The sequence below is a fragment of the Corynebacterium sp. HMSC059E07 genome (assembly GCF_001814395.1).
GTDB classification, from domain to species: domain Bacteria; phylum Actinomycetota; class Actinomycetes; order Mycobacteriales; family Mycobacteriaceae; genus Corynebacterium; species Corynebacterium hesseae.
In genome coordinates this window covers 13,138-26,277 of record NZ_KV816274.1, presented here as the reverse complement: position 1 = coordinate 26,277, position 13,140 = coordinate 13,138, and the positions used below count along the sequence as shown (strand labels likewise).

The 13,140-nt window shown below is 61.7% G+C and carries 12 protein-coding genes; 4 read left to right on the top strand and 8 right to left on the bottom strand.

Annotated elements, in window-relative coordinates:
- Nucleotides 1–8 precede the first annotated feature (8 nt).
- From HMPREF2967_RS00620 to HMPREF2967_RS00605, 4 genes are all read right to left on the bottom strand, one after another.
- On the bottom strand, nt 9–1,802 hold the full coding sequence (locus HMPREF2967_RS00620; protein WP_070684521.1) for an ABC transporter ATP-binding protein: 1,794 nt from the start codon (nt 1,800–1,802) through the stop codon (nt 9–11).
- Nucleotides 1,799–3,373, bottom strand: a complete 1,575-nt coding sequence (locus HMPREF2967_RS00615) for an ABC transporter transmembrane domain-containing protein (protein ID WP_070684520.1) — start codon at nt 3,371–3,373, stop codon at nt 1,799–1,801. Before HMPREF2967_RS00615 ends, HMPREF2967_RS00620 begins: the two co-directional genes overlap by 4 nt.
- A gap of 71 nt (nt 3,374–3,444) precedes the next feature.
- The gene (locus tag HMPREF2967_RS00610; RefSeq protein WP_070523292.1) at nt 3,445–3,648 is read right to left on the bottom strand and encodes a hypothetical protein; all 204 of its coding nucleotides are present in this window, start codon (nt 3,646–3,648) and stop codon (nt 3,445–3,447) included.
- A gap of 169 nt (nt 3,649–3,817) precedes the next feature.
- The gene (locus HMPREF2967_RS00605; RefSeq protein WP_070562156.1) at nt 3,818–4,693 is read right to left on the bottom strand and encodes a hypothetical protein; all 876 of its coding nucleotides are present in this window, start codon (nt 4,691–4,693) and stop codon (nt 3,818–3,820) included.
- Nucleotides 4,694–5,067: 374 nt separating this feature from the next.
- Between HMPREF2967_RS00605 and HMPREF2967_RS00600 the strand changes: the two genes are divergently transcribed.
- Nucleotides 5,068–5,991, top strand: a complete 924-nt coding sequence (locus HMPREF2967_RS00600) for a methylenetetrahydrofolate reductase (protein ID WP_070684519.1) — start codon at nt 5,068–5,070, stop codon at nt 5,989–5,991.
- Nucleotides 5,988–8,252 (top strand): 5-methyltetrahydropteroyltriglutamate--homocysteine S-methyltransferase, encoded by a 2,265-nt coding sequence (gene metE / locus HMPREF2967_RS00595; RefSeq protein ID WP_070684518.1) that lies wholly within the window; start codon nt 5,988–5,990, stop codon nt 8,250–8,252. The genes HMPREF2967_RS00600 and metE overlap by 4 nt, the downstream gene beginning before the upstream one ends.
- A 4-nt stretch (nt 8,253–8,256) precedes the next feature.
- On the opposite strand, the gene HMPREF2967_RS00590 is transcribed toward metE, so the two are convergent.
- Entirely contained in the window at nt 8,257–8,907 is a 651-nt protein-coding gene (locus tag HMPREF2967_RS00590; protein WP_070684517.1) for an HAD family hydrolase, read from the bottom strand.
- 69 nt (nt 8,908–8,976) lie between these two features.
- Between HMPREF2967_RS00590 and HMPREF2967_RS00585 the strand changes: the two genes are divergently transcribed.
- Together HMPREF2967_RS00585 and HMPREF2967_RS00580 are read left to right on the top strand one after the other, a co-directional pair.
- Nucleotides 8,977–9,507: a peptidylprolyl isomerase gene (locus tag HMPREF2967_RS00585; protein ID WP_039672975.1), complete on the top strand. Its 531-nt coding sequence runs from the start codon at nt 8,977–8,979 to the stop codon at nt 9,505–9,507.
- A 71-nt stretch (nt 9,508–9,578) separates the two neighbouring features.
- Nucleotides 9,579–10,223: a rhomboid family intramembrane serine protease gene (locus tag HMPREF2967_RS00580; RefSeq protein WP_070684516.1), complete on the top strand. Its 645-nt coding sequence runs from the start codon at nt 9,579–9,581 to the stop codon at nt 10,221–10,223.
- A 310-nt stretch (nt 10,224–10,533) separates the two neighbouring features.
- Here the strand turns inward: HMPREF2967_RS00580 and HMPREF2967_RS00575 are convergent, their stop codons facing one another.
- From HMPREF2967_RS00575 to HMPREF2967_RS00565, 3 genes are read right to left on the bottom strand one after another with little or no spacing between them, the layout of a single operon-like run.
- Entirely contained in the window at nt 10,534–11,172 is a 639-nt protein-coding gene (locus HMPREF2967_RS00575; RefSeq protein WP_070523273.1) for a response regulator transcription factor, read from the bottom strand.
- Nucleotides 11,169–12,302, bottom strand: a complete 1,134-nt coding sequence (locus tag HMPREF2967_RS00570) for a sensor histidine kinase (protein ID WP_158014662.1) — start codon at nt 12,300–12,302, stop codon at nt 11,169–11,171. Before HMPREF2967_RS00570 ends, HMPREF2967_RS00575 begins: the two co-directional genes overlap by 4 nt.
- Nucleotides 12,303–12,312: 10 nt before the next feature.
- Entirely contained in the window at nt 12,313–13,140 is an 828-nt protein-coding gene (locus HMPREF2967_RS00565; RefSeq protein ID WP_070684514.1) for a hypothetical protein, read from the bottom strand.

Here is a 13,140-nt window from a genome sequence, read left to right as displayed (position 1 = left end):
TGCACCACCTATGAGCCGTGCTCCCATTGGGAATAAGCCGAGGCATAGCGCCCGCCCAGGTCCATCAGCTCGGCGTGGGTGCCATCCTCAACGATCTGACCCTGTTCCATCACGATGATGCGGTCGGCCTCGCGGGCCTGGTCCAGGCGGTGGGCAACGACGAGCGCGGTGCGCCCCTTGGTGACTGCCTTGGCGGCGCTTTCGAGTACCTTGGCGTGCTCGGAGCCGGCTTCGGAGGTGGCCTCATCCATAATGAGCACCGGCGGCTGGCGCAGGATCATGCGAGCCAGGGAAAGCTGTTGCTCGGCCTCCGCACCGATCTCTTCGTTGCCCGCACCAATGAGCGTATCGAGGCCCTGGGGCAGCCACCGCGAATGTTTATCCAAGCCCACGGTGTTAAGCGCCTGCCATAGATCCTCATCGCTGGCGTCAGGTTTGGCCAGGAGCAGGTCCTCGCGCAAGGTTCCGGAGAAGAGATGGACTTCTTGGGTAATGAGCGCGACGTGCTCTGTAATCCACGTGTTTGGCACGGTGGCGGTATCAATGCCATCGAGGCTGATGCTCCCCGCCGATGGGTACTGCAGGCCCGCCACGAGGGCGGCGAGCGTGGATTTACCCGCACCGGAGGTACCCACCAGGGCGGTGGTGGTGCCGGCGGTGAGGGTCAGGGAGACGTCGTCAAGCACGCGTGCCCCGCCGGGGTAGGCGTAGGAAAGGTGGTCGATGGTGATGGTGGGGGCGTCGTGTAGCCGGGGAGTGTCCTTGAGCTCCTTCGTACCAGCGCTGCTCTCCAGGGTGGCAAGGGCCACCGCGCGGCCGAGAGACGTCACGGAATGCTGGATTTCGCCGGCGAAGAAGAGGATGTTGAACACGTGGATCTCCAACCGCATGACCAGCAGCACGGCGGCGGTGGCCTCGCCAGGTGTCAACCATTCCCACATCACCATCGGCACGGACATGAGGACCGATCCCAAGAGCAACACCGCGAAGGCCAGGGCGCCTTGGCCCAGGATGCGGTTGATGAGCGGCACCTTGTCGCCCCAGGCCTGTACCGTGTCCCAGGAATAGCGCTCCATGCGTGCATGCGCCCAGTCTTTCAGGGAGAACTGGCGGAGGGTCTCCAGGGCGCGAATGGTGTCCAGCAGCACGTTGTTGCGGTAGGCCTCCACCGAGGACACCTCGTTGGCCACGGCGGGGATATCCCGCATGGTGCCGCGGATGAAGGGGTAGAGCAGACAACTCACCGCTATGAAGAGCAGCGCATAAGCGGGGTGAATGAAGATCATCATGAGCGCGGTCAGCGGCAGCATGAAGAGCGTGAGCACGAGGCGGTCACCCATCATGGAGATGGTCATGACCACGGTGTCGATGTCCTTGGATAGGCGCGTGATGATGTTACCGGTGCCCAATTCCATCACGGCGGGCACGGGGGCGCCGAGGGTGGAATCCAGCGCTGAGGTGCGCAGATCCACCGAGAGCCGGCGGGTGGTGGAGGTGACCAACAAGCGGCCCACGGTGCGGCCGGTGACCTCCACGAGGAAGCCCACCGCGATAACAACGAGCGCGCCCACCATGGCTGCGCGCCCCGTGCCAAGGATGGGGATCTCCACGCCCCGGATGATGTCCACGACGCGGCCAAGCACCTGGGAGACCAGGTTCATCATGATGACCGTAATGGTAAACAGGCCGAAGAAAAGGGCGATGCCAAGCCGGCTGGGCGCACTGGGCAGGGTCTTCAGAAAACGGAGGCACTCCCGCGGGGAGGCAGGTGCAAGGGCATCCGCGCGATTCTGCTGGCTCATAGCTCCACCACCTCATCGGCGTTGGCGGCCCACGTGGAGGCGGATGTAATGATCACGGTGGTCTTGCCGGCGCGCAGTTCACGCACGCGCTTGGCGACGTCCGCCAGGGTCAACGAATCCAGTCCCGTCGTGGGGTTGTCCAGCACGAGGACATCGGGGTCGAGGGCGAGCGCGCGGGCAAGCGCGACGCGCTGGCGCTGGCCACCGGAGAGGTTGAGGCCGGCCTCACCGATGGGCGCGGTGGGTAGCTCGCCGTTGGGACCAAGCCCACCGAGGCGGATAACAATATCCTCGCAGGCGGAGGCGTGGAGGGCGTCGTGAAGCTGCGTAGCGCTAGCACTTCGCAGCGGATCGACGTTGTCCTGCAGGGTGCCCTCCAACACGGAGATGCGGTGTGGCGGGCACAAGGCGCCGTGCTCATGGAGGTAGCGCACCCAAGAGTCCACGGTGCTGCGCCCCTTTGTGCTGATAGGCATCCACACGTGCAAGCCGGGGGAGAGGTTAATCGGCGTGCCGGCGGCCTCGGTGGTGTTGGAAGAAAGCTGGCCGAGCAGCTCGCCGACGCGCTCCACGGAGGCACGCGCCCGCGCCCAGTTCTCCGTGAGCAGGCCTAGGGAGACACCTAATGCTGTGAGCGCGGGCGGGACGAGCATGGTGATCGCCATCATTCCGCCGGGGGCGATGCGGCCCTCGAAGGTTTCCCAGGAGGTCCAGGCAAGAATGCCCACGGCAAAGGACGCGGGAACCATCTGGCGCAGCCAGGCCATGAGGGAGGACAGCTTGGCCTCGCGGAGCATGGCACCCAAGGAGTTCTGGGCGGCGTCGGAAAAACGTTGGCGCGCGATGTCCTTGGCGCCGAGGCCTTTGATGACCCGGGAGCCTTGAGCGAAGTCCGTGGCGAGTGAAAGCGCGGTGTTCTCCAACTGGCGGCGGCGCGCGGCGATCCTCGTCAGCGGCTTCGTGGTGGCCCAGGAGGCCAGCGCGGTGGCGAGTGCGCCAACCAGTAGCACAGCTGAGACCTGCCAGGAAATCGGGGCCAGGCTGACCACCGCGCCCAAGAGGTAGCCCACCATGACCAGTGGGAAGTTGAGGATCTGCTTGAGTTGGCCGATGTAGTGCGAATCCTCATCCATCGTGTTGAGCAGCCGGCCGGGGCTAATGCCTGCAGTGGAAGCGCTCAGCAACTTATCCAGCAGGTTAAGGCGCAGCGTATGGGTGGTGCGGGCTTGGGATAAGTCTGTGAAAGCATCCGCCGTGGCCTCGCAGATATAGGCGATGAAGAGGAGGATCGCCGTGGCCGCAAGCGGCAGCGCTACGGTGCGCCAGGAAGGCTCGGAGAAGGCATACTGCGTGGTCTGGCCGATGATGACGGAGACCAACGCGCCCAGCGGCGCGTTGATGAGGGTGGCAACGAAGATGCCGATAACGCCGGTGCGCTGGGCGCCGAGCAGACGCCACGTGGCTTTAGCTGGGCGGGAGAAGTTGGTGGTCTCGGTGAGGGAAACCTCGCCGGTAGGTGGCTCATCGGGGAGATACCACGACCACGTCCGCATACGTGGATAGTGAGTCATAAAGACTCATCCTATAGCGCAAAAGGATGGATGAGTGATTCAGATTACGATCGGTGACTCACTGTGGGGAATTAAGCCAGGTGGTAATTCTCCACGTCATAGCCGTTGAACTCGCGGTCGACTCCATAATCATCGACGGAGTTAAACTGCGTGCCGTTTTCAATGGCAAAGCGCAGGTTATCCACGCGGGTGGACGGATCGCCGCTCACGGCACCTGCGGGGAAATAAAAGGTCTCCCCGCTCTTGAGCTTGACTACGAGCGACTCAAAGCTCATGCCTGATCTCCTTGCCTGCTGTTGATAGGGCTTCCCGCGCAAAACAGCGCGCGGGCACCGATCTTTGAGGATCGATGCCGATTAGCCTTCAATTCAAGCAGGTCGGGCGCGCGGGGGCAACGCAGTGAGATCAAGGCAACGAAATGCGCACCCCCAAGGTTGGGGGGGGTTAGTTCTCGTCCTCGGTCTGGAGGCGGTGCTTGCCCTCGGACTCGTGATCATCGGTGATGCGGGAGGTGTCGGCATCCTTCTTGTCGGCGTTGCTGACCTCGATCTCGGTCTCGACGGCGTCCTGGATGGCGGTTTCTTCCTCGCGGTGCTTGGCCAGCTGCTCATCGAGGGAACCCAGCAGCTCTTCATCGCGCTCGACGACGCCTTCCTCGGCCAAGTCGGACTCCTTCTTGGCGTCATCCTCGGTGGTGGAGGTGTAGACCAAGGTGGAACCCTGCGGTGCGGACGGGGAAGAGAAGTCCTCAACGCGCGGCGGGACGGCGGATTCCTTCTCCTTCTTCTGGGTGAAGAAGTAGTAGATGCCACCGCCGATGGCAGCAATGGCGGCAACCAGCGCGGAGATCAGCCAGATCTTCGAGCCCTTCTTCTTATCCTTGCCGCTGATGGCGCGGGCCTTCTTCTGCAGCTGGGCGCTTTGCTTCTGTGCCTTCTTCTCAGCCTTGGAAGCCTTCTTCTTGGCCTGCTTGCGGGCCTTGGTGGCCTTCTTTTCAGCCTGCCTCTGGGTCTTCTCCCACTTCTTGGTGGCCTTGTCCTGGGCGTCTGCGGCGGCAGCGGAGAGCTTCTCGGTTGCTTCCTCGCTGCGCTCCTTGAGCTGTTCGAGGGTGCGCTCGAGGCGGGCATGCGCGGCCTTGGTCACGGCACCGGCTTCGCGGCGTGCCTCCGGGAACCACTCGTCATCGCGCTCTTCCATGCGGGCGGCGGCGGTCTCCAGGACGGAGTAGGCCTCGCGGGCCTTTTCATCGCGGCGTTCCTTGAGGCGCTCCACCAGGGCGGAGGTGGCGCTAATTGCTGTGGACAGTGCGGTGGGGTTCATCGGGAGAGATGCTCCTTTACGTCAATGCTTGAGGCGATTGCTCGGTGGGTAACTGTTTATGGAGTGGTTGTCTGCGCCGGACGGGACACTGCACATGTGTGTCCGCGTTAGCGCTGGATACTCCCTTTCAGCGTAGTGGCGGCAGCCACGTCCTGCCACCACGGGCCGCAAGGAGGGAGCGGTTCAAAGAAAATAGACAGCTTTGTACGGAACAGTGGCCTTTTTATTCAGTACAGGTTTGGGTAACGGTGCAGCTGGCCGGGTTGGAAAGGTATGACCATTGACTAAATGCTTTCGCTCAAAATGGACAGCTTGGTACGTTTTCCACCAACAGCACAGATGACCGACCACGATAACCTGCAGAGGAGGTGAGCATGTCCCCGCGACTCTCCGCATCCGCGCCACTAGACCAAATCAGCGAAGATACGCCTAAGCGCCCACAGCGCACCGCTCTCTCCTTCGAGGTGATCCCACCGCGCCACGATGCGGACGCCAAAAAGATTGACCGCTTGCTCGACACGCTTGCCGCATATAACCCCGATTACATCGCCGTCACCAGCTCCCAGCGCTCCGGGTGGCTGGAGGGAACCGCGGCCTTCATTGAGAAGATTTCGCGCGATACCGCGATGCGTCCCCTGGCGCACCTGGCTTGTACTGCCGGCACGGAGGAAGAGCTCGTTGGCTGGATCGACACGCTCGTCGACGCCGGCGTGCGCGGCCTCCTCGCGCTTCGCGGCGACCTGCCCGAGGGCGGGATGCCCGAAGGCCACTTGCCGCACGCCGACTCCCTCGTCCGGCTCATCCGCCGCTGGGAATCCGCCCGCGTGGCGCGCTTGGCCGCTGGGCGCTTGGCCGTGGGCGTGGCTTGCTACCCCAACGGTCACGCCGAGTCCGCCACGGCGGACGAGGACATCGACGTTCTCCTGGCCAAGCAGCGCCTCGGCGCTGACTTCGCCATCACCCAGCTCTTCTTCGACGCGGAGGAGTACGTCCGCTTCGCCCAGCGCGCCCGGCTGGCGGGCGTGCGCATTCCGCTCATCCCCGGGATCATGCCGATGACTAGCCGTGCTCGGGTGGAGCGAATGTGCCAGCTGTCCGGGCTGGACGGGCCACCGCACGTGCTCGATCAGCTCGCGGCAGCGACCTCCCCCGAGGAAGAGAAAGAAATCGGGATGCAGCTTACGGCCTCCCTGGCGAAATCGGTGATGAACGCCGGCGCCGACGGACTGCACATCTACACGCATAACAATCCAGACATTACGACTGACCTGCTACATCGAATTGGAGTTACCCCATGACCGCACCATTCCCCAAGGCAACGATCGAGGGCTATCCCCGCGTAGGCGCCCATCGTGAGCTTAAGCGCGCGCTGGAGTCCTACTGGTCCGGCAAGATCGACGCCGAGACCTTCGAGTCCGCCGCGCATTCCCTGCGCCTTGATACCTACGCCCGCCTCAAGGAGCTGGGTCTCACTGAGGATTACGCCATCCCGGCGGACGTCGCCTACTACGACCATGTCCTCGAGACAGCGCTGACCGTGGGCGCTGCCCAGGGCGAGAGCCTCGATGACGAGTTCACCTTGGCCCGCGGCAACAAGGACACCGCGCCGCTGGAGATGACCAAGTGGTTCGACACCAACTACCACTACATCGTCCCTGAAATCACCGATGACCAGGCTTTTAGTGCCCGCCCGCAGCGCGTGCTCAAGATCGTCGAGGAGGCTCGCGCCGCCGGCCACACCGTGCGCCCGGTCCTCGTTGGCCCCGTGACCCTGCTGGCCCTGTCCAAGCAGGCCGAGGGCGCTACCAAACAGCCGCTCGACCGCCTCGATGAGCTCGTGGACTCCTACCTCACCGTGCTGGAGCAGCTTGCCGACGCCAACGTGGAGTGGCTCCAGCTCGTTGAGCCGGCCCTGGTCGCTGACCTCGCCGCGGCTGACGACGCCACCCTCGCCGCCGCGCTCAAGAGCGCTTATGGCCGCATCCTTAGCGCGGAGAAGCGCCCGCAGGTCTACCTGACCACGCCCTATGGTTCCCTCAATGCTGGCCTTGACGTCATCGCTGAGCTCAAGCCGGAAGCTGTCCAGGTGGATCTCTCAGTGGGCACCTTGGCGCTGGACAACTCCTACCTCGAGCGCGTCGCCAAGCTTGCCGAAGCCACCCACCTCTCCGCCGGTCTCATCGACGGCCGCAACGTCTGGGCCGCCAACCTGCGCGACCTGCGCGAGAAGCTCGAAACCCTGGGTGAGGGTGTTACCGTAACCACCTCCGTCTCCCTGCAGCACGTCCCGCACACCGTCGAGGCGGAAACCTCCCTGCCGGTCGACGTTGCCACCTGGTTCGCCTTCGCCGACGAGAAGATCCGCGAGGTCGTAGCACTCGCCGCCGGCCCGCTCGACGCCCCGGAGGCATACGCGCAGGCCGACCGCGCCGTGCGCACCCGCGCCGAGTCCTCCCGCATCCACAACCAGGCCGTGCAGGAGCGCACCGCGCAGCTGCCGGAGGGCCAGGTCCAGCGCCAGCCGGAGTTCGCGGAGCGCAACAAGGCACAGGAGGCCCTCGGCCTGCCGCAGCTGCCGACCACCACCATCGGTTCCTTCCCGCAGACCTCTGAGATCCGCGCTGCCCGCGCCGCGCACCGCAAGGGCGAGCTCTCCGACGCCGACTACACCGAGGCCCTGCGCAACGAGGTGAAGTCCGTCATCGAGCTGCAGGAGCGCTTGGGCCTCGACGTCCTGGTCCACGGCGAGCCGGAGCGCAACGACATGGTGCAGTACTTCGCCGAGCTTCTCGACGGCTTTGTCGTCACCGAGAACGGTTGGGTCCAGTCCTACGGCTCCCGCTGCACCCGTCCGCCAATCGTGGTTGGTGACATCTCCCGCCCGAAGGCCATGACCACCGAGTGGGCGAAGTTTGCGCAGTCCCTGTCCGAGAAGCACGTCAAGGGCATGCTCACCGGTCCGGTGACCATTCTGGCCTGGTCCTTCGTGCGCGATGACGTCCACCAGTCCGTCTCCGCCGACCAGCTCGGCGTGGCGCTGGCCGACGAAGTCCGTGACCTCGAAGAGGCCGGCATCGACATCATCCAGATCGATGAGCCCGCCCTGCGTGAGCTGTTGCCGCTGCGCGAGAAGGACCGCAAGGCTTACCTCGACTGGGCCGTGCGCTCCTTCCGAGTGGTTTCCTTGCAGGCGAAGCCTGAAACCCAGATCCACACGCACCTCTGCTACTCGGAGTTTGGCCAGATCATCGACGCCGTCGCTGGCTTGGATGCCGATGTCACCTCCATCGAGGCCGCCCGCTCCCGCATGGAGCTGCTCGAGGATATCGATGAGAAGTTCCACTCCGAAATCGGCCCGGGCATCTACGACATCCACTCCCCGCGCATCCCGTCCGTGGCGGAGATGGCCGAGCTCATCCGCGCGGCGCTCAAGAACGTGCCGGTCGAGCGCCTGTGGGTCAACCCGGACTGCGGCCTGAAGACTCGCGGCTACGAGGAGACCGAGGCCTCCCTGCGCAACCTGGTCCTCGCTCGCGACGAGGTCCGCTCTAACCTTTAGGGGTTTAAATCCAAAGATTTAAACCGTTCATCGCCGTCAGCTCACTGAGCGCGGCGATGTCTCCGTTTCCGGCCCTATCGAAGTGCAGCGCCTTGAGCCCTGCGGCCCGGGCGCCTTCGACATCATTGGCCACCGAATCACCAATCATGAGTGTGGAGCCAGGCTCTACCTCTAGGCGCCGACAAGCCTCGAGGTAGGCCTCTCGGTGCGGTTTTGGCTTAGCCATTTCCACGGTGGGAAAGAGCTCAACGCCTGGCAGGTCGAGCCCGCCCGCCTTTAGCTTGCCCTCTTGCATCTCGCGAGCTCCGTTCGTCAAAATGCCCACTTTGAGGCCGCGGGACAGGACGTGCTGGAGGGCGGGGAGGGCGTCGCCAAGCGCCTGCCAATGCTTTTCATACGCGGCCAGATACTTGGCATATTCCGCCAGCGCCTCCTGCTCCGTCATCTCTGGGCGGCCTAGGAACTCGCGGCAGCGCTCCACACGCTGGCCCTGGTGGGTGACCTCGCCGCGCTCGTAAGCGGCGAACCACTTGCGCTCGATCTCCGCGAAGCGCTCGTAGTGCCCGCCCGGCAGCCACTCCTCGACGGCCGCATGCATCGCGGCGGTGTGGTCCATGAGGGTGTCATCGAGATCGAAGAGAACGGCGCGAATCATGCTTGCAACCCTACGCAGATCGCTGACAGCGTCGCGGCGGAACAACGAAATGGTGGAAATTTCCATACAATGGCTGGCATGACTCAGAAGACCGCAACTGCAACGATGCACACCAACTACGGTGACATTGTTATCGACCTGTTCGGTAACCACGCACCGGTAACCGTTGAGAACTTCATCGGCCTGGCTAAGGGCGAGAAGGACTACACCACCCAGAACGCCAAGGGCGAGCAGTCCGGCCCGTTCTACGATGGCGCTATTTTCCACCGCGTCATCGACCAGTTCATGATCCAGGGCGGCGACCCGACCGGCACCGGCCGTGGCGGCCCCGGCTACCAGTTCCAGGATGAGTTCCACCCGGAGCTGCAGTTTGACCGCCCGTTCCTGCTGGCCATGGCGAATGCCGGCCCGGGCACCAACGGCTCCCAGTTCTTCATCACCGTGGCGCCGACCCCGCACCTGAACAACCACCACACCATCTTCGGTGAGGTCACCGATGCGGCTTCCCAGGAAGTCGTGTCCAAGATTGCGAAGGTCTCCACCGACCGCATGGACCGTCCGGCTGAGGACGTTGTCATCGAGTCCATCGAGATCGCCTAAGCGTTCTTAGCTTTTCATCTGAGCCCGCTGCCACGTGATGTGGTGGCGGGCTCGTTGTTTTAGGAGTCTGCGTGAAAAATCATCTTCGTTCGGCGCCAGTCACCGTGGTGCTCATGGTGTTGTGCATTGGGGCATGGTTGGTCACGTCCATCCAGGCCAAGACCCTCTCTACGCCTTACTATCGCAGCATGCTGGCCCAAGACTGGACGCTGTGGGGCCCTGAAGTGTCTGAGCACCCCACAACTGTCATTACCGCGGGCTTTATGCACCTCGACGCCGGGCACCTCTTGGTCAACATGGTGATGCTGTTCTTTGTGGGTAGGGAAGTAGAACGCGCCCTGGGCAGCGCGCTGTACGCGGCGGCCTATCTCATCTCCATTGTGGGCTCTTCCGCCGCAGTGCTGTGGATGGATTTCGGCACACCCACGGTGGGCGCCTCCGGTGCCCTCTTTGCGCTCATGGGACTACTCATCGGCGTGTACCGCAGCCGCGGTTTAGACCTGCGCGCGCCCATCGTCTTGGTCGTAGCAAACGTTGCCTACAGTTTTGTGGCGGAGAACGTCTCCGTGTGGGGGCACTTGGGCGGTTTGCTCACAGGACTGTTGTTGGCGCCATTCCTCTTTCGCCAACGTGCGTGGCTGCGTTGGCTGGGGATATGGCTTATCGGGGTGATAGCTGCTGTTGCAGCGGCGCTGCGAGCTGGGCTTTGGGGATAACTTGGGCGTGTTATCCACCAAAACCTCTGTGCGAAAGAATTCCACATAAGTTATCCACATTGTGGATAACTACATTTTTGTAATTTACCGAACGTGTGGGCCAAGATAACCGCAGATCAGCAGCGTATTAGATTGTGTTCGAAGTTTTTGTGCGGGCTGTGGGAAGCGTGAAAACACTTATCCACAGGGTGTGGAGAAAGACTGTGGAATTCGTTCTCCACAGAGTTATCCCCACCCTGTGGATAACTTTGTACCCAAGGTGTTAACAGTGCTCCGGTTGCGAGGTGGTGTTGGGAACTGCGCCCCCTAGTTAGCTCACCACTCCTGCGCGAAAGGCCCAGATCACGAGCTGTACTCGCGAACTAGCTCCCACTTTGGCCATCGCAGATGACAAATGAGTCTTGACCGTAGAGGGCTCCAAATACAGCTCGCGCCCGATTTCGATGTTGGTCAATCCTTTGCCCAGGGCCCGTACGCACTCGAGTTCGCGCGGCGTGAGTAGGGCTGAATCTACCGTGGCCCGCGCTTTCCGCCGACCAAATTCCGCAATCACCCTTTTAGTAACCGCAGCGTCGACCATGCCTTCACCTGAGGCCGCGTGTTTGACTCCTTGGATGAGGTCGGTCATTGGGGAGTCTTTCAGCATGACGCCACAGGCACCGGCTTCGAGGGCACCAAAGACGTATTCGTCCAGGTCAAAGGTGGTGATAATGATGACAGCTGGGGGATTGTCTTGCTTGTTAATCTCCGTGGTTGCGTAGATCCCGTCCCCGTCAGGCATGCGGATATCGAGGCACACCACATCAATGTCGCGAGCCTTTGCAGCTGCTATCGCCTCATTCCCGGAAGCTGCCTCAGCCACAACTTTGATCTCACCGGTGGCCTCGAAGATTGCCTTTAATCCCTGTCTGATCAGAGGTTGGTCATCAACTAACAAGACTCGAATCATGGCTTCCTCCAGGTAATGAGCACCAGCCAACCATCTTCGGTAGGTTCATTTAAAGCGGTTGCACCGACAGCTCGGGCGCGCTCTTGGATGCTGATGGTGCCACGGCCCGTGGGGCTATGTGTGAAAGTGCCGCGGGTGATTATCCGCAGTTCATCATCGCTCAGCATGACATCAACAGGCGCGCCTGTTGCATGCTTGCGGGCATTTGTCAGAGCTTCTTGGGTGATTCGATAAGCCGCGATCAACTCGCCCTCCGACAAGTGGGAGGTGTCCGAAAACGTTACTGCCTGCCCTAGAGCGCGAACCTCCGAAATTAGCGCAGACAAATTTGTCGGCTGAGGGATGCGGTGTATTTCGGCATCGGAAACCGAAAGTTTGCCAACGGTCGCGCGGACATCCTGGAGTGCTTTCGTCGTCGACGAGGTCACGTGTTGGAGATGTTCTTTGGCAGCGGTGGGGTTGACATCGATGCATGCCTGTGCGGCTTGAGCTTGGATGGCGATGGCTGAGAGGTGATGGGCGGTGGTGTCGTGAAGCTCCCGCGCAATGCGGGCGCGCTCCTCGACAATGGCGTTTTCCTCAGCGAGTTCTGCTTGGCGGGCGAGGGATGCGGTGAGCTCACGGCTATTGCGGACAGCGAGTCCAATAGCAAAGAACACTATGAGGGGGAGCAGCCAGCCCAAGGCTGTGAGCAGAGTAAAAAGTGGAGGCTCGATTCCTCCCAGCGGTGGCATGGCAATGGCGCGGAGGACGCCGACAATGAGACCCGAGATAATGAGGGAAATAGAGTCGCGAGTTTTTGACTTCGTGTGCAGCGCTATCGAAAACGCAGCCACCGAGGCGGCGATACCGTTGTAGCCGAGGCTGTGGTCTGCGGTGACGAGACAGTAGAGGGACCACAGAAGCTCAGTAGCAGAAATCCCGAGTAGGACGCTTAAGGGAAATTTACGGCGCCAAAGCAGGAGGATGCCTTTGGCAATGATGGCAACAAGAATCAGCCAGAACTGCGCTGGAGACAATGCGGTATTGAAGGGGGTTGGTTCCATCGAGCTAGCCACTAGGAACCCAACGAGGTCAAGGGATAGAACGATGACAGCGAGAGCGATGTCTCTGGCTGAAAGGCGATTCATGAAGTCCATGTTAAAGATTTGCCCGGTAAAAGCGGGTGAGCCCAAGTCCCATGCTCACAACCGACCAGCCGGCAAGTACAGCAATACCTACCCATGGATTCATAGTTTGCGTTGCCCCCTGTCCACCAGCAATTGACACAGCAGAAGAAGGAAGCCAACTGTAAAGATACGGTTCCCACCCGGCCATGACGCCGATAGTTCCTAAGATCACTCCTGCCATCAACACTGCGACAATAACGCCGATGGCTGGACCGATCCTCCGTATGGCTAATACGACACCGATGATCGCGAGGGTCAGTAGTAGCACGGCCAAGCTGCCTCGCAGCCACACGACAGCGACATTAGAAGCAGAAGCAACCAGAGAAACATCATTCATCGGAGCCGCAACCAGTGCGATCAGTGAGTTAAGAACGCACGCTGCCACGCATACTAGGAGGACGGTACTAAGTACAGCCGCGATCAAAGAACGCACCCATTTCATACGCGAACCAGCGCCAACCACCTTCCACACCACTGCACCACTGGAAAATGGGTAGCTAGCTGCAGTGACTGTGAGTGCAACAATGGCGATGAGGAAGATTGAAATGCCTGTGGACTGGCCAGAACCTGTGATATCGAGGGCGGCCAATTGGAAACTGGACGTCGTGGGGTCGGAGCCGTCGATAAGCGCCTGCACCTGTTGGCCTGTTGGACTGTCACCGACTTGTGGCGGGTCAATTTTCAAAAGGAACGGAAGTGCCCACTGCAGGACAGCGCTGATGCCCGCCATCATAACTGCGAGTATCGCGACGATCAGCACGTTCGGGAGGTGACGAAGGGTATAAAGCTCGGATTTCAT